Source organism: Streptomyces sp. NPDC005302 (genome assembly GCF_040607345.1).
Lineage (GTDB): Bacteria > Actinomycetota > Actinomycetes > Streptomycetales > Streptomycetaceae > Streptomyces.
The window spans coordinates 1-23,728 of sequence record NZ_JBEXGN010000009.1 but is presented as its reverse complement, the minus strand read 5'-3'; the positions used below and the strand labels follow the sequence as shown (position 1 = coordinate 23,728).

Sequence of the window (23,728 nt, the reverse complement as noted above, 5' to 3'; positions counted from 1 at the left end):
GGGAGCGGCGGGTCCGGCTCGGACCCGGCCCGTCAGCCGAGGATGCCGCGGTCGTAGGCCCTGGCGACCGCGGCCGCGCGGTCCTTGACGCCGAGCTTGTTGTACAGGTGGGTGAGGTGGGTCTTGACCGTGGCCTCGCTGATGAACAGCACGCGGGCGATCTCGCGGTTGGAGGTGCCCTTGGCGACCAGCGCCAGCACCTCGCGCTCGCGGGCGGACAGGGACTCGGCGGGGGCGGGCGCGCGTACCGCGGACACCAGGCGGGAGGCGACCGCCGGGGACAGGACGGTGCGGCCCTCCGCCGCCGCGCGGACCGCCGTGAACAGCTCGTCGCGGGGCGCGTCCTTGAGGAGGTAGCCGGTCGCGCCCGCCTCGATGGCGGGGAGGGTGTCGGAGTCGGTGTCGTACGTCGTCAGGACGAGGACCTTGGCGCGGGCGCCGCGGCGGGTGAGTTCGGCGATGGCCTCGACGCCGTTGCCTCCGGGCATCCGCAGGTCCATCAGGACGACGTCCGGGTCGAGGGACGCCGCGAGCGCCACCGCCTCCACGCCGTCGGACGCCTCGCCGAGGACCGTGAAGCCGGGGGCGGACTCGAACATGCCGCGCAGTCCGTCGCGTACGACGGGATGGTCGTCGACGAGCAGGAGGGTGATCACGGCGTCGGAGCGGCGGGCCGCGGGGTCATCGGTCATGGCGCACCAACGGTACGCGAGCGGAGACCGCCGTGCCGTGGCCCGGCTCGGACTCGACGGTGAGGGAGCCGGCGATGCGTTCGGCGCGGGCCCGCATGCCGTCGAGGCCGAATCCGCCGGTGCCGGTGCGGGCCGGGAGGGCGAGCGGGTCGAAGCCGTGTCCGTCGTCGCGGACGTCGAGGGTGACCTCGTCGACCATGAAACTCAGGGTCACCCCGACCCGGCCGGCGCGGGCGTGCCGGGAGGCGTTCGAGAGGGCTTCCTGGGCGATCCGCAGGAGGGTGGCCGACACCTCGTCGTGAAGCTGCTCGGCGGTGCCGGTGACGGTGAACTCGGCCCGGATGCCGTTGCGTTCGCCCCATTCGGCGACGGTCTTCTTCAGCGCCTCGGGCAGCCCGTCGTCGGCCAGGGCCACGGGGGCGAGGTTCTGCACGGAGCGGCGGGCCTCGCCGAGGCTGTGCCGGGCGAGGTCGGCGGCACGGGTCAGGTGGTCGCGGGCGGCGGCCGGGTCCGGGGTGTTGGAGACGACCTGGAGCTGGGCGATGATGCCGGTCAGTCCCTGGGCGATGGTGTCGTGGATCTCGGCGGCGAGCCGGCGGCGCTCGTCGGCGACCCCGGCTTCCCGTGCCTGGACGAGGAGTTGGGCGTGCAGGGCGGCGTTCTCGTCGAGTGCCTGCTGCAACGCCGTGTTGGTGCGCTCCAGTTCGGCGATGGTGGCGGCCTGGACCAGGGCCCGCTCGTTCTCCTTGGCGTTGAGGTGGCCCATGATCGCGGCCAGGGTGACGTTGACGGCGAGGAGTCCGCCGAACACGGCCCAGCCGACGGCCCCGTGGGGCGGCAGCCCGCCGGACTGCGAGCCGGCCACGACGACGACCGCGGCGATCACCCCCACCCGCACCATGCGGCGGGGCAGCAGCCGTTCGACGTCGAAATAGCTGGCGGCGGCGTAGAACGCGTAGAACGGGTTGGTCAGGGCGAGGACGAACGCGATGGCCCAGCGGATCCAGAAGTAGCCGATGCTGGCGGGTGTCGGGCCCGGTCTGGTGCGCATCGCCCGGGTCCACCACAGCTGGAGGGCGAGCGCGGCGAGCACCAGCGGCACACCGACGTACCAGTCCGTGCGGTTCATGCCGACGACGCCGGCCGTCGCCACGGAGAGGACGACGGCGACGCCGAGCAGGCCGAAGGGGCCGTAGCGGTGGAAGCTGGCCCAGCGTTCCTCCACGGTCCGGGCCGCGGCGGCCGCGCTGTCCTGTCGCGGTGCGGTCGTCATGCGTTCAGTCTGCACGGAGGGGAGGCCGGTCATCGCTCACTCCCAGCGGAACCAGCGCGCGGCCCCGGCCGACAGCAGCACCGTCCAGGCGATGAGCACGCCCAGATGGGACCAGCCCGGCCAGTGGCCCGCGGCGGCCTGGTTCAGGGCCTGGGCGGCGGCGCCGAACGGCGTGCAGCCGACGATCCGGGCGAGGGTGTCCGGCATGGCCTGGACGGGCAGCCAGACACCGGCGCAGAACATCATCGGGAAGAACACGGCGGACCCGATCGCGCCCGCGATCTTCGTCGTACGGGACACGGCGGAGACCACCGCGCCGAGCGCGAGCGCGGCCAGGACGGCGAGGACCAGCGCGAGGAGGTAGCCGCCGGGCTGCCGGGGCAGGGTGACGTCGAAGGCCAGCCGGCCGACGGTGAGGGCGAGCAGGGCGGAGAGCAGGGCCGCGCCGCCGAACACGAGCATCTGCGCGGACAGCAGCGCCGCGGGCCTGACGGGGGTGGTGGACATGCGGCGCAGGATGCCGCGCTCGCGGTAGCCGGTCAGGGACTGCGGCATCGCCTGGAGACAGCCGACGATGAGGCCGAGCAGGACCGCGACGGGGACGTAGGCGTCGACCGGGCGCAGACCTCCGAAGGACGGGTCGGGCTGCCGGAAGGAGGGGATCGAGCCGAGGATCACCAGGAGGATGGTGGGGAAGAGCAGGATCCAGAAGATCCCGCCGGGTTCGCGGCGGAAGAGCCGGATCTCGGTCCGGATGACGGCGGTGTTCAGGCCGCCGCGGATGCCGGAGCGGAGGTCCGCGCGGGTGCCGGGGCGGGCGAGTGCGGTGCTCATGCTGCTGCCTCCGTCAGGTCCAGGAACGCGTCGTCCAGGGTGGCGTCGGTGACGCGGAGTTGGTGGGCGGTGATGCGGTGGCGGGCGAGGAGGGTGATCACGGCGTTGACCGTGTCGTCGGTGCCGGACAGGGTGATCCGGCCGTCCCTGTGCTCCACGGAGGCGAGTGCGGGCAGCGCGGCGAGGTCCCGCTCGTCCAGCGGCGCCGACGGCGTGAAGCTGATGACGGTCGAGCCGTTCGAGCGGCGGATCAGTCCGGCCGGGGTGTCCAGCGCGGCGACCCGGCCCTTGTCGATGACGGCGATCCGGTCGCAGAGCCGCTGTGCCTCCTCCATGAAGTGGGTGACGAGGAGGACGGTGACGCCCTGCGCCCGGATGTCCTCGATGAGTTCCCAGGTGTCACGGCGGGCTCGCGGGTCGAGTCCGGTGGTCAGCTCGTCGAGTACGACGACACGGGGGTCGCCGATGAGCGCGAGCGCGATGAACAGGCGCTGTTTCTGGCCACCTGAGAGCTTGCCGAACCCGGTGGTGAGCCGGTCGGTGAGGCCGAGGCGTTCGGCGAGCGGGCGCCAGTCGGCGGGGTGCGGATAGAAGGCGGCGTACAGCTCCAGGGCCTCGCGCACGGTGAGCTTGGCCTGGAGTTCGCTCTGCTGGAGCTGGGCGCCGAGGACGCGGCTGGTGGCCTCGCGGTCGGCGAAGGGGTCGAGCCCGGTGACCCGGACACGGCCCGCGTCGGGGACCCGCAGGCCCTCGACGCACTCGACGGTGGTGGTCTTGCCGGCGCCGTTCGGGCCGAGGATCCCGAAGATCTCGCCCTCCTCGACGGTGAAGGAGACACCGTCGACGACGGCCCGGCCGCCGTAGGACTTGCGCAGTCCGCTCACTTCGATGACTGACATGCTCCGAGCCTCCCGCCCGGACCCCGGCCGGCACATCGGCCATCGCGCTCGAAGCGGCATCAGCCGATCGGTTGATGCGGCACTACGACCCGGCCGCGGAACCCGGGCGCCGGGCCGGGGGATCCGGGGCGTGCCACGTCCGGCCCGGACGGCCGCCGCGGGTCCTGAGGGCACGGACACCACGGGTCCCGAGGGCGCGGGCACCACAGGTCCGGAGGGCGCGGACATCGACGCCCCGAGGGCGCGGACGCCGCGGGTCCGGATCTTTCCGGCGCGGCCAAAACTCGGTGGGCACTGTCAGTGCCACTCCGTAGGCTCGCCGGTGATGGGAACCACAGATGCAGTCACCACGGACCTGCCCGACCGATCGACCGTTCGCAGCCTGCTGCGCCTGTGGCCGTATGTGCGGCCGGTGCGGGCGCGGCTGTTCGTCGCGGCATTCGTGGCGGTGGTGGCGTCCTGTCTCGCGCTGCTGTTCCCGCTGGTCCTGAAGTGGATGGTGGACGGGCCGATCTCCGGCCACGACCCGGCGGGCGTCTGGCTCGGGGCGTTGTGGCTGCTGCTCCTCGGCATCGCCGAGGCGGTTCTCTTCGGGCTGCGCCGATGGCTGGTGGCCCGGCCGCTGGCGGGTGTCGAGGCGTCGATGCGGGCCGATCTCTTCCGGCATCTGCAGCGGCTTCCGGTCGCCTTCCACGACCGCTGGGCGTCGGGCCAGCTGCTGTCCCGGGGGACCACCGACCTGATGCTGGTGCGCATGTTCCTGGCGTTCCCGCTCACGTTCCTGCTGGTGAACTCGGTGACGATCCTCGCGGGCGTCGCGATCATGCTGGTCCAGCAATGGACCCTGGGACTCGTGCTGCTGGCCCCGGCGGTCCCGGTGATGATCGTCTGCTGGCTCTTCGAGCGGCGCTACTCGGAGGTGGCACGGCAGGCGCAGGACCAGGTCGGCGACCTGACGACGGTGGTCGAGGAGAGTGTGCTCGGCATCCGGATCATCAAGGGGTTCGGGCGGCACCGGAGCCAGGCCCGCGCGTTCCGCGAGTTGTCCGGGACGCTGCGGGGTACGGAGCTGGCCAAGGCCCGGCTGCTCGCGTCGATCTGGGCCGTGATCGTCACCCTGCCGGAACTGGCCATCGGTGCCGCCCTGGTGCTCGGCACGGTCCAGGTCGCCGACGGCGACCTGTCCGCCGGGACGCTGGTCGCCTTCCTGTCCACCGCGCTCGCGCTGCGCTGGCCCGTCGACTCGATCGGCTTCCTCCTCGCGATGAGCCAGGAGGCGGCGACGGCCACGGAGCGGTACTTCGAGGTGATGGACGCGGAGCCGGAGTCGTCGCTCGCGCCCACGCCGAGCGCGACGGCAGCCGTCACGGGACGGGACGCGCTCCCCTCCGCCTCCACGGAACCGGCACCGGAACCGGAACCGGAACCGGAGCCACGTCCTGCACACGCACCGGACCACATGGCCGGCACCGTGACGCACAACGCCCCGGCGCCGACCGCCAGCCCGGCCACCGCCCCGGCCCCGACACCCACACCGGCCCAGATGCCTGCCGTGGCCGCACACAGCCTCTCCCCGTCAACGGACGCACCCACCACCGCCCCGGCACGCGAACCGGGCTCGACACCGGCACCGGCCCAGATGCCTACCGTGGCCGGGCACAGCGTCTCCCCACCGGCGGACACACCCGCCACCGCACCGGTGCGCGAACCGGGCTCGGCACCGACACCGGCCCAGGTGCCTGCCGTGGCCGGGCACAGCCTCCCCCCGTCGGCAGACACACCCGCCACCGCACCGACGCGCGAACCGGGCTCGACACCGGCACCGGCCCAGATGCCTACCGTGGCCGGGCACAGCCTCCCCCCGTCGGCGGACACACCCGCCACCGCCCCGGCGCGCGAACCGGGCTCGGACCCGGTAGTCCCCGCCGTCGGCCGGGGTGTTCCCGGGCCGGCGCACGCGCCGGTCACCGTGTCGGGGTCGCAGCGGCGTTCGGCGCTCGCGCAGGGGTCTCCGGCCTCGCACCGGGAGGGCGGACTGCGGTTCCACGGGGTCCGGTTCCGGTACCCGGACGCCGACGCCGACGCCCCGCCGGTCCTTGCCGGGGTCGACCTGCACATCAGACCCGGCGAGAGCATGGCCCTGGTCGGAGCGACCGGGACCGGCAAGACGACGCTCACCGCGCTCGTCCCCCGGCTGCACGAGATCACCTCGGGGCGGATCACCCTGGACGGCCGGGACATCACCGGCATGCCGCGCGAAGAACTGCGCGAACTCGTCGCCGTCGCCTTCGAGGAGCCCACCCTCTTCTCGGCCACCGTCGGCGAGAACGTGCTCATGGGCGCCGCCGACACCGCCGGCCGGGACGAGCTGGACCGGGCCCTGGCCGTCGCGCAGGCCGACTTCGCGCACGCGCTGCCGCAGGGCACCGCGACGCAGGTCGGCGAGCAGGGCCTCAGCCTCTCCGGCGGCCAGCGCCAGCGCCTCGCACTGGCGCGGGCGGTGGTCGGACAGCCCCGCTTCCTGGTCCTCGACGACCCGCTGTCGGCCCTGGACGTGCACACGGAGGCCGCCGTCGAGGCAGCCCTGCGCCGGGTGCTGGCGGAGACGACCGCGCTGATCGTGGCGCACCGCCCGTCCACGGTCCTGCTGGCCGACCGCGTCGCCCTGCTCTCCGGCGGCCGGATCACGGCGGTCGGCACCCATCACGAACTGCTGCGCACGAACGCCGAGTACGCCCACCTGATGTCGGGCGCAGAGGAGGACGACCGATGACCGCGGCGCCCACGACCACCGCTCCGGACCGGGAACCGGACGGAGCGCCGGACGAGGATCCGGTCGAAGGACGGCCGGCGGTCCGGGCGGACCGGCCGACCGAGCCGCACGAGGACCCGTTCGACCGCGACACCCTGCCCACTCCCCCGGGCGCGACGGCGGCCCTGCTGCGGTCACTGCTCCTGCCGCTGCGGGCCCGGGTGGTGGTGACGACCGTTCTGCTGCTGCTCCAGCAGGCGGCGGTGCAGGCCGGGCCCCTGCTCGTGGCGTACGCGATCGACCGTGCCGTCCCGGCGCTCCGGCACGACGACCACGGGCCACTGATCGCCGTCGGCGCCGCCTACCTGCTGTGTTCGGCGCTCTCCGGCGGACTCCAGTGGGCCTTCATCCTCGCCTCGGCCCGGGTCAACCAGGACGTGCTGCTCGATCTGCGCGGCCGGATCTTCCGGCACGCCCAGGCGCTCAGCGTCGACTTCCACGAGCGCTACACGTCGGGCCGGCTGATCTCGCGCTCCACCACGGACGTCGAGTCGCTGCGCGAACTGCTCAGCGAGGGGCTCCAGGAACTCGTCACGGTCATCCTGTCGTTCGTCTACATCTCGGCGATGCTGCTCTGGCTGGACGCGGGTCTCGGCGCGGTCGCGGTGGGCTCGTTCGTCCCGCTGTACCTGCTCATCCGCCGCTACCGGCGCCGGGCGGGCAGGATCTTCGCCGTCCGGTCGACGGCGATCGCCTCGGTGATCGTGAAGTTCGCGGAGACGATGAACGGCATCCGGCCGGTCCGCGCGTTCCGCCGGGAGGCGGCCAACGACGACGCCTTCCGGGTGCTCAACCGACGGCACGAGAAGACGAACGGCGACGCCCTGCTGGAGATGGCGCGCTATGTCGTCGGTTCCCGTCTCGTCGCCAACACGGCGGTCGCGGGCATCGTGCTGTGGGGCGCGTACCGGGTGGCCTCGGGTTCGCTGGCGCTCGGTGTGCTCGCCGCGGCGGTCCTCTATCTGCGCCGGCTGTACGACCCCATCGACCGCCTGGGCATGTTCCTGAACTCCTACCAGTCGGCCGCCGCCTCGATGGAGAAGATCGCCGGTCTGCTGGCCCAGACACCGACGGTCCCGGAGCCGTCCGCGCCGCGCCCGCTGCCCGCGCTCGCCTCCGAACACCCGGGCCGCGAGGTCGTCTTCGACGGGGTGCGCTTCGCGTACCGCACCGGCGGGGAGGTGCTGCCCACCTTCTCGCTGACCCTGCCCGCGGGACAGACGGTGGCCGTGGTCGGCTCGACCGGCGCGGGCAAGTCGACGCTGGCGAAGCTGCTGGCCCGGTTCTACGACCCTTCCGAGGGGCGGGTCCTGCTCGACGGCGTCGACCTGCGTGAGCTGTCGGTGCCCGAGCTGCGGCGCGGGGTGGTGATGGTGACCCAGGAGGCCTTCCTCTTCTCGGGCACGGTCGCCGAGAACATCGCGATCGGGCGCCCGGAGGCGTCCCGCGAGGAGATCGAGCAGGCCGCGAAGGCCATCGGGGCGCACGAGTTCATCAGCGAACTGCCCGACGGCTACGACACGGACGTCCGCAAGCGGGGCGGCCGGATCTCCGCCGGCCAGCGCCAACTGGTCGCCTTCGCGCGGGCGTTGCTCGCCGACCCGGCGGTCCTGATCCTCGACGAGGCGACCAGTTCGCTGGACGTGCCGGGTGAACGGGCGGTGCAGCGCGCCATGTCGACGGTGCTGAGGGGCCGTACGGCCGTGGTCGTCGCGCACCGGCTGTCGACGGTGGAGATCGCCGACCGGGTGCTGGTGATGGAGCACGGGCGGATCGTCGAGGACGGGTCACCCGCCGAACTGGTCGCGGGCACCGGCCGGTTCGCCGACCTGCACCGCGCGTGGCGCGACAGCCTCGTATGACGGCGGACCGGCGGGCGGAGGGGGACGGATGATCGACGTGTTCGCGGATCCGGGGACGCCGGACCGGCGGGGCGGCTGGCGGTATCTGTGGTGGCTGGTCGGCCGGCAGGCGGGCCGCTCGGCCACCGGCGCGGTGATCGCCACGGTGTGGATGGGGCTCCTGGCTCTGACGCCGTATCTGCTGTCCCGGGCGATCGACGACGGTCTGGAGCCGGGTGACGGGACGGCACTGGCCGGGTGGACGGGGGCCGTGCTGGGCGCCGGGGTGTTCAACGCGTGGCTGGGTGTCGTACGGCACCGCACGATGACCAAGGTGCGGATGGACGGCAACTTCCGCACGGTCAAGGTGGTGGTGGAGCACGCGGTCCGGCTGGGGGCGGCGCTGCCGCGGCAGGTCGGGGCCGGTGAGATCGTGACGATCGGCGTGGGTGACGTGCAGACGATCAGTATGTCGCTGACCGTCGTCGGGCCCGGTGTGGCCTCGGTCGTGACCTACGGGGTGGTGGCCGCGCTGCTGCTGTCGGTGTCGGTGACGCTGTCGGTGGCGATCCTGCTGGGGGTGCCGCTGATCGCGCTGCTCGTCGGGCCGCTGATGGGCCGGCTCCAGGGGACCGAGACGGACTACCGGGAGCGGCAGGCCGTGCTGACGGCGCGGATCGCCGATCTGGCGGGCGGCCTGCGAGTCCTCAACGGGCTGGGCGGGAAGGGGCTGTTCGCGGACGCGTTCCGGCGCGAATCGCGCCACCTGCGCGACCAGGGATACCGCGTCGGCGCGGTCACGAGCTGGATCCAGGCACTGGGTCTCGGGCTGCCGTCCCTCTTCCTGGCCGTGGTGACCTGGCTCGCGGCCCGGCTCGCCGCGCAGGGCGCCATCAGCATCGGCGAGCTGGTGTCCGTGTACGGCTATGTCGCGGTGCTGGTGCTGCCGGTGTACTTCTTCATCGAGGCCGGCTACCAGCTCTCCCGGGCCGTGGTCTCCGCGCGGCGCGTCGTACGGTTCCTGTCCCTGGAGCCCGACCGCGCCCCCGTCGACGCGCTGGACGCCCCGGTGTCCCCGGCCGTGCTGCACGATCCCGCGTCCGGGGTCCGGATCGTCCCGGGGCGGCTGACGGTACTGGTCGGGGCCCGGCCCGCCGAGTCGGAGGCCGTGATGGACCGGCTCGGCCGGTACGCGCCGTCGGACGTGACCTGGGGCGGCGTCCGGCTGGACGAGGTCGCTCTGGACCAGGTGCGGGAGCGGATCCTGGTGGCGGACAACGAGGCGGACCTGTTCGCGGGCACCCTGCGCGAGCTGGTCGGCGGGCGGCGGGACCACACCGGGGACGCGATCGCGCGGGCGGTGCGCACGGCCGCCGCCGACGACATCGTCCTCGGGCTGCCGGACGGTCTCGGCTCGGCCGTCGACGCGGGGGGCCGCAGTCTGTCCGGCGGCCAGCGGCAGCGGGTCCGGCTGGTGCGGGCCCTGCTCGCCGACCCGGAGGTGCTGCTCGCGGTGGAACCGACCTCGGCGCTCGACGCGCACACGGAGGCGGCCGTCGCGCGGCGGCTGCGGGCCGGGCGCAGCGACCGAACGACGGTCCTCACCAGTACCTCGCCGCTCGTGCTGGACCGCGCGGACACCGTGTGTTTCCTGGTCGACGGCAAGGTCGCGGCCACCGGGACCCACGGCGAACTCCTCGGCGCGGAGCCGGGATACCGGGCGCTGGTGGCCCGCGACCTGGCGGCGGACGAGGCCGGGGAGGCCGTTCGATGAGCACCCACCTGCCCGTCGCGGGACAGGCCGACGTGCGGCGGGCCACGGTCCGGCTGATCCGCGCGGAAGGCCGGGTGTTCGCGGCCGTGCTCGCACTGAACGCGCTGGCCGCCGCGGCCGGCCTGGTCGGGCCCTGGCTGCTCGGCCGGATCATCGACGACGTGCGGCGCGGCGGCGGGGTGGAGGTGGTGGACGGTCCTGCGCTCGTCATCCTCGTCGCCTCGCTCGCCCAACTCCTGCTGGCGCGCTGGGCCCGCCTCGCGGGCTACCGGTTCGGGGAGCGGACGCTCGCGCGGGTGCGCGAGGAGTTCGTGGAGCGGACGCTGGCCCTGCCCGCCTCGGTCGTGGAGCGGGCGGGCACCGGCGATCTGACGGCGCGCGGCACCGCCGACGTGACCCTGGTGGGCAACACGCTGCGCGACGCGCTCCCCCAGCTGCTGATCTCCGGCGCGCAGTCGATGTTCATCCTGGCCGCCGTGTTCGCCATCGACCCGCTGCTCGGCGGCTGCGCGGTGCTGGGTCTCGCCGGCATCTGGGCCGCGCTGCGCTGGTATCTGCGCCGGGCGCGCACCGCCTATCTCGCCGAGGGCGCGGCGACCTCGCAGGTCGCGGAGATCCTCGCGGCCACCGCGTCCGGCGCCCGCACGGTGGAGGCGTTCGGGCTCGGTGAGCGCCGGATCCGGGCGGGCCGGGACGCGCTGGAGCAGTCGCGTCGCAGCCGGATGCGGACCCTGTTCCTGCGCAGCGTGTTCTTTCCGGCGGTGGAGATCTCGTACGTCCTGCCGGTGGTCGCCGTGCTGCTGGTGGGCGGCGCGCTGCACGCCCGGGGTGTCCTGAGCCTCGGGACGGTGGTCGCCGCGACGTTGTATCTGCGCCAACTCGTCGAGCCGCTCGACACGATGCTCAACCAGGTCGAGCAACTGCAGAGCAGCAGCGCCTCGTTCGCCCGGGTGGAGGGCCTCGCGGGTGCTCCGCGGGCGGTGCGGGAGGGATCGCCGGCACCGGCGGACGACCGGATCGACGTCGCCGGGGTGCGGTACGCGTACGACCGCGGAGGTGAGGTGCTGCGCGGGGTCGACCTGACGGTGCGGCCCGGGGAGCGGCTGGCCGTGGTGGGCCCCTCGGGTGCGGGGAAGTCCACGCTGAGCCGGCTGCTGGCGGGTGTGGACGCGCCGGACAGCGGGACGGTGACGGTCGGCGGGGTGCCGGTCGTCGCCCTCGGCCCCGAGCAGCTGCGCCGGCAGGTCGTCCTCGTCACCCAGGAGCACCACGTGTTCCTGGGTACGGTCCGGGACAACCTGCTGATCGCCGAACCGGGCGCCGGGGACGCCGAGTTGTGGGCGGCGCTCGCGGCGGTCGGCGCCGACGACTGGGCCGCGGAGCTGCCGGAGGGACTGGACACGGAGCTGGGGCCCGAGGCGGTCGCGGTGGACGGTTCGCGCGCGCAGCAGCTGGCGCTGGCCCGCGTGGTCCTCGCCGATCCGCACACCCTGATCCTCGACGAGGCCACGGCGCTGCTCGACCCGGCGACCGCGCGGCACACGGAGCGGGCGCTGGCCGCCGTGCTGGAGGGCAGGACCGTGATCGCCATCGCGCACCGGCTGCACACCGCGCACGACGCCGACCGGGTGGCGGTGATGGAGGACGGCCGCCTGACCGAACTGGGCACGCACGACGAACTGGTGGCGGCCGAGGGGGCGTACGCGGCGCTGTGGCACTCGTGGCACGGGGACGGCCGGGCCGCCTCCGGTCGCTGACCGGGGCGGGTGCGGCGTAACGGGTGCGTGAACTCCTCGTCACGCGGGGCGAAAGGCCGCCGCACGGTCCGGCGGACAGTCCGTATACCGAACATGACGAACCGGACAACGAACCGTTTCCGGCCAAAGTACTGACGCGGTCCTGACAGAAAGCGTCATCCCCTGCCACTCTTCCCACGGCTGCTTCACAGCAACCCCACAGCTCCATCAGCTGTGACGCGCCGCACGACCCCATTGCACCTGGTTCCGCGTAAAGCCCAGTTCTGCCCGGACGGGTCTTCCTTCGTCCGGTCTCCCCTGGCCGCGCGACCCGCGGCCACGCAGAAGGAGTCAGTGTTGAGTAGCAGCTCCTCCCACAGACGCACCTCCCACACCACCAAGCGCCGCGTCGCCGGTGTCGCCCTCGTCGGCGTCACCGCCCTGCTGGCCGCGGCCGTCCAGTCGGGCGCCGCGAACGCCGCCCCCGAGCAGGCACCTCGGGCCGGCCGGATCAATCCCGGCGCCGTCGCCATGAAGCTCACCGCCTCGCAGCGAGCCGAGCTGATACGCGACGCCAACACGGCCAAGGCGGCCACCGCCAAGGACCTGGGACTCGGCGCCGACGAGAGCCTCGTCGCCCGCGACGTCATCAAGGACCACGACGGCACCGTCCACACCCGCTACGAGCGGACGTACGAGGGACTGCCGGTCCTCGGCGGCGACCTGGTCGTCGACACGGCGAAGTCCGGGAAGACCGGGCACGTCTACAAGGCGACGAAGGCCTCCCTCAAGGTCGCCACGCTCAAGCCCGCCATCGCCGCCGCGACGGCGGAGAAGCAGGCGCTGTCCGCCGCCAAGGCCGCCGGCTCGAAGAGCACGGACGCCGACCGCGCGCCCCGCAAGGTGATCTGGGCGGCGAGCGGCAAGCCGACCCTCGCCTACGAGACCGTCGTCGGCGGACTCCAGGACGACGGCACCCCGAACGAGCTGCACGTCATCACCGACGCGGCCACCGGCAAGAAGCTCTACGAGTGGCAGGGCATCAAGACCGGCATCGGCAACACCCAGTACAGCGGCCAGGTGTCCCTGACGACCACGCAGTCGGGCTCCAACTACACGCTGACCGACGGCGCGCGCGGCGGCCACAAGACGTACAACCTGAACCACGGGACGTCGGGCACCGGCACGCTGTTCTCCCAGACGAGTGACACCTGGGGCAACGGCACCACGTCGAACGCGGCGACGGCCGGCGCCGACGCGCACTACGGCGCCGCCGAGACGTGGGACTTCTACAAGAACACGTTCGGCCGCAGCGGCATCAAGAACAACGGCGTGGGCGCCTACTCCCGCACCCACTACGGCAACTCGTACGTGAACGCGTTCTGGGACGACAGCTGCTTCTGCATGACCTACGGCGACGGCTCCGGGAACGCCGACCCGCTGACCGCGCTGGACGTCGCGGGCCACGAGATGAGCCACGGTGTCACCTCCAACACCGCGGGGCTCAACTACTCGGGTGAGTCCGGCGGTCTGAACGAGGCGACCTCCGACATCTTCGGAACCGGCGTCGAGTTCTACGCGGCGAACTCGACCGACGTGGGCGACTACCTCATCGGCGAGAAGATCGACATCAACGGTGACGGCACGCCGCTGCGCTACATGGACAAGCCCAGCAAGGACGGCGGCTCCAAGGACTCCTGGTACTCGGGTGTCGGCAACCTCGACGTGCACTACTCGTCGGGCATCGCCAACCACTTCTTCTACCTGCTGAGCGAGGGCAGCGGCGCCAAGGTCATCAACGGCGTCAGCTACAACTCGCCCACGTCCGACGGGCTTCCGGTCACCGGCATCGGCCGCGACAAGGCGCTGCAGATCTGGTACCGCGCCCTCACCACCAAGTTCACCTCGACCACCAACTACGCGTCGGCCCGTACCGGCACGCTCGCGGCGGCGGGTGAGCTGTACGGCACGACCAGCGCCGAGTACACGGCCGTGGCGAACGCCTGGGCGGCCGTGGCCGTCGGCTCGCGTCCCGGCGGTGGCGGCGGTGGCGGCACGTCGTTCGAGAACACGGCCGACGTATCGATTCCGGACAACGGCGCGGCGGTCACGTCGTCGATCACGGTCAGCGGCCGGACCGGCAACGCCCCGTCGAACCTCGCGGTCGCCGTGGACATCGTGCACACCTGGCGCGGTGACCTGGTGGTCGATCTGGTCGCTCCGGACGGGTCCACGTACCGCCTGAAGAACTTCAGCTCGTCCGACTCGGCGGACAACGTGAACGCGACCTACACGGTCAACGCGTCCTCCGAAGTCGCCAACGGCACCTGGAAGTTGAAGGTCCAGGACCAGGCGGCCCAGGACACCGGCTACATCAACAGCTGGAAGATCACCTTCCCGTAGACCGACCCGGAGGTCCGCGCCAGGCCGCGCGGAACCCCACGAGACAGGACGCCGCCCCGGAGGTTCGACTCCCCGGGGCGGCGCCCTCTTTTACCCGTGCGGGAGTTTGATTTGACCGCCCCTTGAGGGGAGTTGAACGCTCCCGCGCCCCCTCAGTGTTCACCTGATCGACGATTTTCAGCCAAGGTCTTTAGGCCCTCCTGACATGTACGCGCCCCAAGTGGCACGCTTCCACCGCACGGCTCACCCGCACCGCAACTTCACAATCGTCCGCCCGGCATCCCCAAGCCGTTCGGACGCCCCCACGAGAAGGAGCTTGCGTGACCCCCCTCTACGCGCGTCACAAGCGCACAACTCTGGCCATCGCCACCGCTGTCGCCGCCGGAGCCCTGCTCGCCACCGGTATGACCACCGGTGCCGCCGCCCAGACCGCGGCGCTTCCCACCGGCAAGACCACCCCCCTCGCCGGCTCGCCCGTCCAGCTCTCCTCCTCCGCACGCACCGCGCTCATCCAGAAGGCCGACGCCGCCACGGCGGAGACGGCCCAGGAGATAGGTCTCGGCGCCAAGGAGAAGCTGGTCGTCAGAGACGTCGTCAAGGACGCCGACGGCACGGTCCACACGCGGTACGAACGGACGTACAACGGACTTCCGGTCCTCGGCGGCGACCTCGTCGTGCACGAGACCAAGGCGGGGAAGACCGAAGGCGTCTCCAAGGCGACGAAGGCGACCATCAAGGTCTCCTCGCTCAAGGCGGCGGTCACCACCGCCAAGGCCGAGAAGCAGGCGCTCACCGCCGCCAAGGACGCCGGCTCGGACAAGACCTCGGCCGACCAGGCGCCCCGCAAGGTGATCTGGGCCGCCACCGGCAAGCCGACCCTCGCCTACGAGACCGTCGTCGGCGGACTCCAGGACGACGGCACCCCCAACGAGCTGCACGTCATCACCGACGCCGCCACCGGCAAGAAGCTCTACGAGTACCAGGGCATCGAGACCGGTACGGGCAAGAGCCTCTACTCGGGCACGGTCACGCTCAGCACCACGCTGTCGGGTTCGACGTACAACCTGACGGACGGCACGCGCGGCGGCCACAAGACCTACAACCTCAAGCACGGCACGTCGGGCACCGGCACGCTGTTCACCGACGCCGACGACGTGTGGGGCACCGGCACCGCGTCCAGCTCCACCACGGACCAGACCGCCGCCGCGGACGCCGCCTACGGCGCCCAGGAGACGTGGGACTTCTACAAGAACACCTTCGGGCGCAGCGGCATCAAGAACAACGGGGTCGGCGCCTACTCCCGCGTGCACTACGGCAGCTCGTACGTGAACGCGTTCTGGGACGACAGCTGCTTCTGCATGACCTACGGCGACGGCTCGGGCAACACGCACCCGCTGACCTCGCTGGACGTCGCCGGCCACGAGATGAGCCACGGTGTCACCTCCAACACCGCGGGCCTGAACTACTCGGGCGAGTCCGGCGGCCTGAACGAGGCGACCTCCGACATCTTCGGAACCGGCGTCGAGTTCTACGCGGCGAACTCCTCCGACGTGGGCGACTACCTCATCGGCGAGAAGATCAACATCAACGGTGACGGCACACCGCTGCGCTACATGGACAAGCCCAGCAAGGACGGCGGCTCGAAGGACTCCTGGTCCTCCACCGTCGGCAACCTCGACGTGCACTACTCGTCGGGTGTCGCGAACCACTTCTTCTACCTCCTCTCGGAGGGCAGCGGAGCCAAGACGATCAACGGGGTCAGCTACAACTCCCCGACGTCCAACGGCTCCACGGTCACCGGCATCGGCCGGGCCAAGGCGCTGCAGATCTGGTACAAGGCGCTGACGACGTACATGACGTCGACGACCAAGTACGCGGGTGCCCGCACGGCCACGCTCTCCGCGGCGTCGGCCCTGTACGGCTCCACCAGCACCGAGTACAAGACGGTCGCGGCCGCCTGGTCGGCCGTGAACGTCAACTAGCGGACCGGCGGTTCGAACGAGGCGGCACCCGGGGCGAGGACTCCCCCGGGTGCCGCCTTACTCTTGCCCCCATGCCCTACACGTACGAGGACGTGGGCGCGACCCGCGAGGACCGCTGCCCTCCGGGCTTCCACCGACTGCACGTCCGCTCCCGGATCGGCGAGGGCGAGGCCGTCTTCCGACGGGCCTCCGATGCCCTGATGACCTGGGAGATGCACCGCACCATGGGGGTCACCATGGTCTCCGAGGCCGACAGGGCGGCGCCCGGCGTGGACGTCACGGTCGGCATCGGCCCGGTCAAGGCCCCCTGCCGCGTGGTCTGGACGGCCGAGGAACCCCGGCGCACCGCGTGGGCCTACGGCACGCTGACCGGTCATCCCGAATGCGGGGAGGAGGCCTTCGTGGTCTCCCGCACCGGCGACGGAACCGTCTGGCTGACGGTCACGGCGTTCAGCCGCGCGGTCAAGTGGTACGCCCGGGCGGGCGGAGCCGCGACCCGGGGCCTGCAGAACGTCTACGCGCAGCGCTGCGGAACGGTGCTGCGCCGCCTGTGCGCGGGGCTCGACAGCTGAACCCCGCCCGCGCCCCACGAACGGACGCGGTCCGCCGGGGCCGGACCGCGGTGTGCGGTCCGGCCCCGGCGGCCGTGGATCCGGAGGCTTTCGTGGTTCCCCCGGGTCAGCGCATCAGCAGCCCGGCGCCCTCGCCCGGCTCCTCCGACGGCACCGCCACCAGGCCCAGTTCGGCACCGGAGGCCAGCAGCCGGTGGGCCGGCAGGATGCGCACCGTGTAGCCGAAGGGGCCGGTGCGGTCGAGGGACAGCGGACCCTCGTACACCCAGCGCCCCTCCAGGTCGGAGCCGCCGGCCGGCTTCAGCGGGACGCACACCGCGTCCGCGATCCGGTCGTCCGTGCCGACGCGGCCCGCGACGGCCTGGACCTCCACGTCGTCCGGGGCGAGATCGCCGAGCCCCACGCGGACGCGCAGCGACAGGGTGGCGCCCAGTTCCGCGGTCGTGGTGGCCGAGGTCGCCTCCAGGTGGTCGACCGTCACCTGCGGCCAGGCCGCGCGGACCCGGGCCTTCCAGCCGGCGAGCTCGCGCGCGGTGTCGGCGGTGAGTGAGCGGTGGGCCTGCGCCGCGGGGGCGTACAGGCGCTCCACGTACTCGCGGACCATCCGGCCGGCCAGCACCTTCGGGCCGAGGTGGGTCAGCGTCTGACGGACCATCTCGATCCACCGGTCGGGCAGGCCGTGCTGACCGCGGTCGTAGAACCGTGGGGCGACCCGCTGTTCGAGCAGGTCGTACAGTGCCCCGGCCTCCAGTTCGTCCCGGCGGTCGTCGTCGGTCGCGGTGCCGTCCGCGGTGGGGATCGCCCACCCGAAGTCGGGCCGGAACCACTCGTCCCACCAGCCGTCCAGGACGGAGAGGTTGAGACAGCCGTTGAGCGCCGCCTTCATACCGCTGGTGCCGCACGCCTCCAGCGGACGCAGCGGGTTGTTGAGCCAGATGTCGCAGCCCGGGTACAGCTTCTGCGCCATCGCCATGCCGTAGTCGGGCAGGAACACGATCCGGTGGCGCACCCGGGGGTCGTCGGCGAACCGGACCAGTTCCTGGATCAGCCGCTTACCGCCGTCGTCGGCGGGGTGAGCCTTGCCCGCGACCACGATCTGGACGGGCCGCTCGGGGTGCAGCAGCAGATTCATGAGCCGGTCCCGGTCGCGCAGCATGAGCGTCAGACGCTTGTACGAGGGGACGCGGCGCGCGAAGCCGATGGTGAGGACGTCGGGGTCCAGCACCCCGTCGATCCAGCCGAGTTCCGCGGTACCGGCGCCGCGCTGGCGCCAGGACGCCTGGAGTCGCTCGCGCACCTCCAGCACCAGTTTTTCCCGCAGCACCCGGCGCAGGTCCCAGATCTCCTGGTCGGCGATCTCGGCGACCGCGTCCCACCGGTCCGAGCCGCCGACGGTCAGCGCGTCCTCGGTGCGCGGCGCGCCGATCTGCCGGGCGCCGAGCCGGAAGACCTCGGGGGCCACCCAGGTCGGCGCGTGCACGCCGTTGGTGACGGAGGTGATCGGCACCTCCTCGGGGTCGAATCCGGGCCAGAGTCCGGAGAACATCTCCCGGCTGACCTGGCCGTGCAGCAGGGACACCCCGTTGGCGCGCTGGCCGAGCCGCAGGCCCATCACGGCCATGTTGAACAGGTTCGGCTCACCGCCGGCGTAGGTCTCCATGCCGAGGGCGAGGATCCGCTCCACGTCGATGCGCGGGAGTTCCGCGTCGGCGCCGAAGTGGCGGGCGACGAGTTCACGGTCGAAGCGGTCGATGCCGGCGGGGACCGGGGTGTGGGTGGTGAAGACCGTGCCGGCCCGGACCGCCTCCAGGGCGGAGGCGAAGTCCAGTCCGGCGTCACCGAGTTCGGCGATCCGTTCCAGACCGAGGAAGCCCGCGTGGCCCTCGTTCGTGTGGAACACCTCGGGCGGCGCGTGCCCGGTCAGCCGGCAGTACGTCCGGACCGCACGCACCCCTCCTATACCGAGGAGCATCTCCTGGAGGAGCCGGTGCTCGCTGCCGCCGCCGTACAGCCGGTCGGTGACGCCGCGTTCGCCGAGGTCGTTCTCCTCGACGTCGGAGTCGAGCATCAGCAGCGGGACGCGCCCGACCTGGGCGAGCCAGATCCTGGCGTGCAGGGCGCGGCCGCCGGGCAGGGCGAGGGAGACCTGCGCGGCGGTGCCGTCCTCCTCGCGCAGGGGGACGACGGGCAGTTCGTTGGGGTCGAGGACCGGATACTGCTCCTGCTGCCAGCCCTCGCGGGACAGGGACTGGCGGAAGTAGCCGTGCCGGTAGAGCAGGCCCACTCCGATGAGCGGGACGCCCAGGTCGCTGGCCGCCTTGAGATGGTCGCCCGCGAGGATGCCGAGGCCGCCCGAGTACTGCGGGAGCGCCGCGGTGATGCCGAACTCGGGCGAGAAGTAGCCGACGGCGGCGGGCAGGTCGGAAGTCTGCGTCTGGTACCAGCGGTCGCCGGTCATGTACTCCCGCAGGTCGTCGGAGACCTCGGCGAGGCGGCGCAGGAAGCGGCTGTCCTCGGTGAGCTCCGTGAGCCGGGCGGCCGACACGCTGCCCAGCAGTCGTACGGGGTCGCCGTCGGAGGCTGCCCAGCGCTCCGGGTCGACGGACTGGAAGAGGTCACGGGTCTCGGCATGCCAGGACCAGCGGAGGTTGCGTGCCAGGTCACTGAGGGGGTGAAGGGCTTCGGGGAGTACTGGTCGGACGGTGAATCTGCGGATCGCCTTCACGGATTCCACCTTCACGGAGGACGTACGCGGCAGAGGACCGCACGGCGTTGTGCGGCCTTCGTCACCCACGACGGTAGCGGCGGGGGTGCCTTCGCGACACGGCGCATCGCGGCACGCCCCCGGATCCGTCCGACTGTGTGACACCGGCGGAAACGCGCCGCGACCTTCACGGGGCCGCCATGTTCGGTATGGCCGATTCCGCCCTCCTGGGCGGCCTTGTGGTGCTTCGCCCCGCCGGGAGAGGCTCGCCAGGTGACGTACGGCCGGGCCCCGTCCGCGAGGAGGGCCCCGGACCGCGTACGTCGACGTGGAGGAGGGGAACAGCAGCCATGGCACGGACGAGGAAGTGGCGTCGGCGCTGGGGGGCGGGTCTCGCCGCGGTCACGACGACCGCGGTGCTTTCGGCCATCGCGCCACCGGCTCAGGCGGCCGCCGAGGGGCGGATCCTCGGAGCGGGGGATCCCGGCTCCGTCAGCGGGAGCTACATCGTGACCCTCAAGGGGAGTACACGTGCTCCGTCGGCGGCCGGCCCGGACATCGCCGAGAAATACGGGGCGAGAATCAGCCACACCTACGGCACGGCTCTCAACGGCTTCGCCGTACGCGTCGACGAGAGACGGGCCCGGCGGCTCGCCGCCGATCCCCGGGTGGCCTCGGTCGTCCAGGACACCCGGGTGGCCCTCGAAGGCGCCCGGAAGTACGCGCCCCCGTGGGGCCTGGACCGGATCGACCAGCGGAGCCGGCCCCTCGACGGGCGGTACACGGTCTCCGGGCCGGCGGGCGCGGGCGTGACGGTGTACGTCATTGACACCGGCATCCGGGTCACCCACCGGGACTTCGGCGGCCGGGCGAGCTACGGATGGGACTTCGTGGACGCCGACCGGACGGCCCGCGACGGCAACGGCCACGGCACCCATGTGGCCGCGACCGTCGTCGGCGGCCGGTACGGCGTCGCCAGTAAGGCGAAGGTGGTCGCCGTCCGCGTCCTGGACGACCGGGGGGCCGGCACCACCGCCCAGGTCATCGCCGGAATCGACTGGGTCACCCGGCATGCCCGTAAACCCGCCGTGGCCAACCTCAGCCTCGACGGGTACGGCAACGCCCAGCTGGACGCGGCCGTCCGCAACTCCATCGCCTCCGGCGTGACCTACACGGTCGCGGCCGGCAACGACGGCCGGTCGGCCGCCCGCTACTCCCCCGCGCGGGTCGCTCAGGCCATCACGGTCGGCGCGAGCGACCGCGCCGACGCCCGGGCGAGGTTCTCCAACACCGGTCCCGCGGTCGACCTGTTCGCACCGGGGGTGGCAATCACGTCAGCTTCGTACAGGAGCGACACGGGGCAAGTGGCCTATTCCGGCACCTCGATGGCGAGCCCTCATGTCGCGGGCGCCGCCGCCCTGTATCTGTCCGGCCATCCGCGGGCCGCTCCGGAACAGGTCGCGAAGGCGCTGGTGAAACAAGCCGTTCCGGGGAAGCTGTCAGGTGTCGGCCCCGGTTCACCGAACAAACTGCTGAACGTCGGGTGACGGCGGCGGGATGCTGGTACAACCAGGGTGATTCGGCCACACCGCACCGGCCTCGCCTGCCCGGGACGAGGCCGGTCTTGTGTGTAGACATACGCGTGAGTAGTTAACAAAGTGCCGGAATGCTCACCCGCATAGGGTGGGAAGACTCCTCCGGTACACCTCGTAGGTCCACCTCCCCACACCCCCATCCGCCCACCCACGTTGACGCGGACAGGAGCGGTCATGCCCGCCACGCACCACTCGTCGCCACCCCCGACGACCACCTCCGAGAAGCCCCGAAAGCGCAAGACCGAGCCCCGTCCCCGCACCCCGGAGAAACCCGCCGCCGAGGGCGGTGCTCCCGCCGACGGCGCGGCCACCGCCGCCGTCCCGGAGACCGGCGACGCCGTGCCCGCGGCCCCGGCGCCACGCACCACCACCCCCCGCAAGGCCGCCCCGCGCAAGGCGGCCGCCTCCGCGTCGGGCGCGCCGGCCCGCAAGAAGAGCAGGTCCGCCGTCCCGGCCACCCGTGCCGCCGACTCGCCCGTGACCGCCGCCGTCGCTCCGGCGACCGCCGTCGGGCGCATTCCCGTCCTCGACGTCCACCCGGTGGTGCTGGGCGGCCGACGGCCCGCGAAGGCCGTGACCGGCGAGGAGTTCGAGGTCTCGGCCACGGTGTTCCGCGAGGGCCACGACGCGGTCGCCGCGAACGTCGTCCTGTACGACCCGGAGGGCCGCCCCGGTCCCTGGTCGCCGATGCGCGAGCTGGCTCCCGGCACGGACCGCTGGGGCGCCCGCGTGAGCGCCGGCGGCGAGGGCCGCTGGACGTACACGGTGGAGGCGTGGGGCGACCCCGTCACCACCTGGCGGCACCACGCGGGGATCAAGATCCCGGCCGGTCAGGACACGGAACTGGTGCTGGAGGAGGGCGCACGGCTGTACGAGCGGGCCGCCGCCGGCATCCCGAAGGGGCCCGCGGGGAAGCGGCACCGGGACACGGTCCTCGCCGCCGTCGACGCGCTGCGCGACCCCGACCGTCCCGTCGCCACCCGGCTCGCCGCCGCGCTCACCCCCGAGGTGGACGAGGTACTGGCCCGTCACCCGCTGCGCGACCTGCTGACGTCGTCCGAGCCGTTGCCGTTGCTGGTGGAGCGGGAGCGGGCGCTGTACGGCTCCTGGTACGAGTTCTTCCCGCGCTCGGAGTCCGGCCGGCTGGACCCGCCGACGCACGGCACGTTCCGCACCGCGGCCGAACGGCTGCCCGCCATCGCGGAGATGGGCTTCGACGTCGTCTACCTCCCGCCGATCCACCCCATCGGCACCACCTTCCGCAAGGGTCCGGACAACACGCTGTCCGCCGCCCCCCAGGACGTGGGCGTGCCCTGGGCGATCGGCTCCCCCGAGGGCGGCCACGACGCGATCCACCCCGACCTGGGCACCCTGGAGGACTTCGACGCCTTCGTCGCCCGGGCCACCTCGCTGAACCTGGAGATCGCCCTCGACTTCGCGCTCCAGTGCTCCCCGGACCACCCCTGGGTCGAGAAGCACCCGGAATGGTTCCACCACCGCTGTGACGGCACGATCGCCTACGCCGAGAACCCCCCGAAGAAGTACCAGGACATCTACCCCATCGCCTTCGACAAGGACATGCCCGGCCTCATCACCGAGACCGTGCGCGTGCTGCGGCACTGGATGGACCACGGCGTCCGCATCTTCCGCGTGGACAACCCCCACACCAAACCCGTCGTCTTCTGGGAACAGGTGATCGCGGAGATCAACGCGACGGACCCCGACGTCATCTTCCTGGCCGAGGCGTTCACCCGGCCGGCCATGATGCGCACGCTGGGTGCGGCCGGTTTCCAGCAGTCGTACACCTACTTCACCTGGCGCAACACCAAGCAGGAGCTGACGGAGTACCTCACCGAGCTCTCCGGTGAGGCGGCCGCGCACATGCGGCCCAACTTCTTCGTCAACACCCCGGACATCCTGCACGAGTTCCTCCAGCAGGGCGGCCGGCCGGCCTTCGAGCTGCGGGCCGTGCTCGCCGCGACCCTCTCCCCCACCTGGGGCATCTACAGCGGCTTCGAACTCTGCGAGAACGTCGCGCTGCGCACCGGGAGCGAGGAGTACCTCCACTCGGAGAAGTACCAACTGCGCCCGCGTGACTGGGAGTCGGCGGAGCGGGAGGGCCGCAGCATCGCACCGCTGGTGACGCTGCTCAACGCGGTCCGGCGGCGCAGCCCGGCCCTGCGCCAACTGCGTGACCTGCACTTCCACCACGCCGACCGGGACGCGGTGATCGCCTACTCGAAGTCCGCCAGTGACGCACGTGGTTCGAACACGGTTGTGGTGGTCGCGAACCTCGACCCCCACCACACCCAGGAGGCCACGGTCTCGTTGGACATGCCACAGCTCGGCCTGGACTGGCACGAGTCCGTGCCGGTGCGCGACGAGCTCACCGGCGAGACCTACAACTGGGGCAGGACCAACTATGTGCGCCTGGAGCCGGGGCACCGGCCCGCGCACGTCTTCACCGTCCTGCGACCGTCCTCACCGCAGATCGGAGGGTCACCCACCACATGATCGTCAATGAGCCCGTCCCGGATACGTTCGAGGACACCCCGGCCAAGGACCGCGATCCCGAGTGGTTCAAGCGCGCCGTCTTCTACGAGGTCCTGGT

The 23,728-nt window shown here is 72.3% G+C and carries 14 protein-coding genes; 9 read left to right on the top strand and 5 right to left on the bottom strand.

What is annotated here, in order from left to right:
* Nucleotides 1-32 precede the first annotated feature (32 nt).
* The 4 genes from ABZT74_RS15560 to ABZT74_RS15545 are packed head-to-tail and all read right to left on the bottom strand — an operon-like array spanning nucleotide 33 to nucleotide 3,698.
* Nucleotides 33-692, bottom strand: a complete 660-nt coding sequence (locus tag ABZT74_RS15560; RefSeq protein WP_355867487.1) for a response regulator transcription factor — start codon at nucleotides 690-692, stop codon at nucleotides 33-35.
* A complete protein-coding gene (locus ABZT74_RS15555; protein ID WP_356169525.1) occupies nucleotides 682-1,965 on the bottom strand; it encodes a sensor histidine kinase in 1,284 nt (427 codons plus the stop codon). Before ABZT74_RS15555 ends, ABZT74_RS15560 begins: the two co-directional genes overlap by 11 nt.
* 36 nt (nucleotides 1,966-2,001) lie before the next feature.
* Nucleotides 2,002-2,736: an ABC transporter permease gene (locus ABZT74_RS15550; RefSeq protein ID WP_356435604.1), complete on the bottom strand. Its 735-nt coding sequence runs from the start codon at nucleotides 2,734-2,736 to the stop codon at nucleotides 2,002-2,004.
* Nucleotides 2,737-2,795: 59 nt separating this feature from the next.
* Nucleotides 2,796-3,698, bottom strand: coding sequence for an ABC transporter ATP-binding protein (locus ABZT74_RS15545; protein ID WP_356435375.1), 903 nt, complete (start codon nucleotides 3,696-3,698; stop codon nucleotides 2,796-2,798).
* Nucleotides 3,699-4,023: 325 nt separating this feature from the next.
* Here ABZT74_RS15545 and ABZT74_RS15540 point away from each other — a divergent pair, with 325 nt between their 5' ends.
* The 7 genes from ABZT74_RS15540 to ABZT74_RS15510 all read left to right on the top strand — a co-directional run bounded on the left by ABZT74_RS15540 (nucleotide 4,024) and on the right by ABZT74_RS15510 (nucleotide 16,818).
* On the top strand, nucleotides 4,024-6,471 hold the full coding sequence (locus tag ABZT74_RS15540; protein WP_356435372.1) for an ABC transporter transmembrane domain-containing protein: 2,448 nt from the start codon (nucleotides 4,024-4,026) through the stop codon (nucleotides 6,469-6,471).
* The gene (locus tag ABZT74_RS15535; RefSeq protein WP_356435369.1) at nucleotides 6,468-8,372 is read left to right on the top strand and encodes an ABC transporter ATP-binding protein; all 1,905 of its coding nucleotides are present in this window, start codon (nucleotides 6,468-6,470) and stop codon (nucleotides 8,370-8,372) included. The genes ABZT74_RS15540 and ABZT74_RS15535 overlap by 4 nt, the downstream gene beginning before the upstream one ends.
* 28 nt (nucleotides 8,373-8,400) lie before the next feature.
* Nucleotides 8,401-10,125, top strand: coding sequence for an ABC transporter ATP-binding protein (locus ABZT74_RS15530; protein ID WP_356435365.1), 1,725 nt, complete (start codon nucleotides 8,401-8,403; stop codon nucleotides 10,123-10,125).
* Nucleotides 10,122-11,882, top strand: coding sequence for an ABC transporter ATP-binding protein (locus ABZT74_RS15525; RefSeq protein ID WP_356435362.1), 1,761 nt, complete (start codon nucleotides 10,122-10,124; stop codon nucleotides 11,880-11,882). Before ABZT74_RS15530 ends, ABZT74_RS15525 begins: the two co-directional genes overlap by 4 nt.
* 336 nt (nucleotides 11,883-12,218) lie before the next feature.
* Complete coding sequence (locus ABZT74_RS15520; RefSeq protein WP_356169513.1) at nucleotides 12,219-14,264, top strand: M4 family metallopeptidase; 2,046 nt, start codon at nucleotides 12,219-12,221, stop codon at nucleotides 14,262-14,264.
* Between the two features lie 320 nt (nucleotides 14,265-14,584).
* Nucleotides 14,585-16,246 carry a M4 family metallopeptidase gene (locus ABZT74_RS15515; RefSeq protein ID WP_355867462.1) on the top strand — a complete coding sequence of 554 codons (1,662 nt, stop codon included), beginning with the start codon at nucleotides 14,585-14,587 and terminating at the stop codon, nucleotides 16,244-16,246.
* Nucleotides 16,247-16,317: 71 nt separating this feature from the next.
* Nucleotides 16,318-16,818 carry a DUF1990 domain-containing protein gene (locus ABZT74_RS15510; protein ID WP_355867459.1) on the top strand — a complete coding sequence of 167 codons (501 nt, stop codon included), beginning with the start codon at nucleotides 16,318-16,320 and terminating at the stop codon, nucleotides 16,816-16,818.
* 106 nt (nucleotides 16,819-16,924) lie between these two features.
* Here the strand turns inward: ABZT74_RS15510 and ABZT74_RS15505 are convergent, their stop codons facing one another.
* Nucleotides 16,925-19,543, bottom strand: a complete 2,619-nt coding sequence (locus ABZT74_RS15505; RefSeq protein ID WP_356435359.1) for a glycosyltransferase family 1 protein — start codon at nucleotides 19,541-19,543, stop codon at nucleotides 16,925-16,927.
* Nucleotides 19,544-19,872: 329 nt separating this feature from the next.
* On the opposite strand from ABZT74_RS15505, the gene ABZT74_RS15500 reads away from it, so the two are divergent.
* A complete protein-coding gene (locus ABZT74_RS15500; RefSeq protein WP_356435356.1) occupies nucleotides 19,873-21,069 on the top strand; it encodes a S8 family peptidase in 1,197 nt (398 codons plus the stop codon).
* Nucleotides 21,070-21,291: 222 nt separating this feature from the next.
* A complete protein-coding gene (locus ABZT74_RS15495) occupies nucleotides 21,292-23,631 on the top strand; it encodes an alpha-1,4-glucan--maltose-1-phosphate maltosyltransferase (protein WP_356435353.1) in 2,340 nt (779 codons plus the stop codon).
* Nucleotides 23,632-23,728 lie beyond the last annotated feature (97 nt).

Coding starts and splice junctions, on each gene's coding strand:
- ABZT74_RS15560 (WP_355867487.1), bottom strand. CDS start 692: ATGACCGATGACCCCGCGGCCCGCCGCTCCGACGCCGTGATCACCCTC.
- ABZT74_RS15555 (WP_356169525.1), bottom strand. CDS start 1,965: ATGACGACCGCACCGCGACAGGACAGCGCGGCCGCCGCGGCCCGGACC.
- ABZT74_RS15545 (WP_356435375.1), bottom strand. CDS start 3,698: ATGTCAGTCATCGAAGTGAGCGGACTGCGCAAGTCCTACGGCGGCCGG.
- ABZT74_RS15540 (WP_356435372.1), top strand. CDS start 4,024: ATGGGAACCACAGATGCAGTCACCACGGACCTGCCCGACCGATCGACC.
- ABZT74_RS15535 (WP_356435369.1), top strand. CDS start 6,468: ATGACCGCGGCGCCCACGACCACCGCTCCGGACCGGGAACCGGACGGA.
- ABZT74_RS15530 (WP_356435365.1), top strand. CDS start 8,401: ATGATCGACGTGTTCGCGGATCCGGGGACGCCGGACCGGCGGGGCGGC.
- ABZT74_RS15525 (WP_356435362.1), top strand. CDS start 10,122: ATGAGCACCCACCTGCCCGTCGCGGGACAGGCCGACGTGCGGCGGGCC.
- ABZT74_RS15510 (WP_355867459.1), top strand. CDS start 16,318: ATGCCCTACACGTACGAGGACGTGGGCGCGACCCGCGAGGACCGCTGC.
- ABZT74_RS15500 (WP_356435356.1), top strand. CDS start 19,873: ATGGCACGGACGAGGAAGTGGCGTCGGCGCTGGGGGGCGGGTCTCGCC.
- ABZT74_RS15495 (WP_356435353.1), top strand. CDS start 21,292: ATGCCCGCCACGCACCACTCGTCGCCACCCCCGACGACCACCTCCGAG.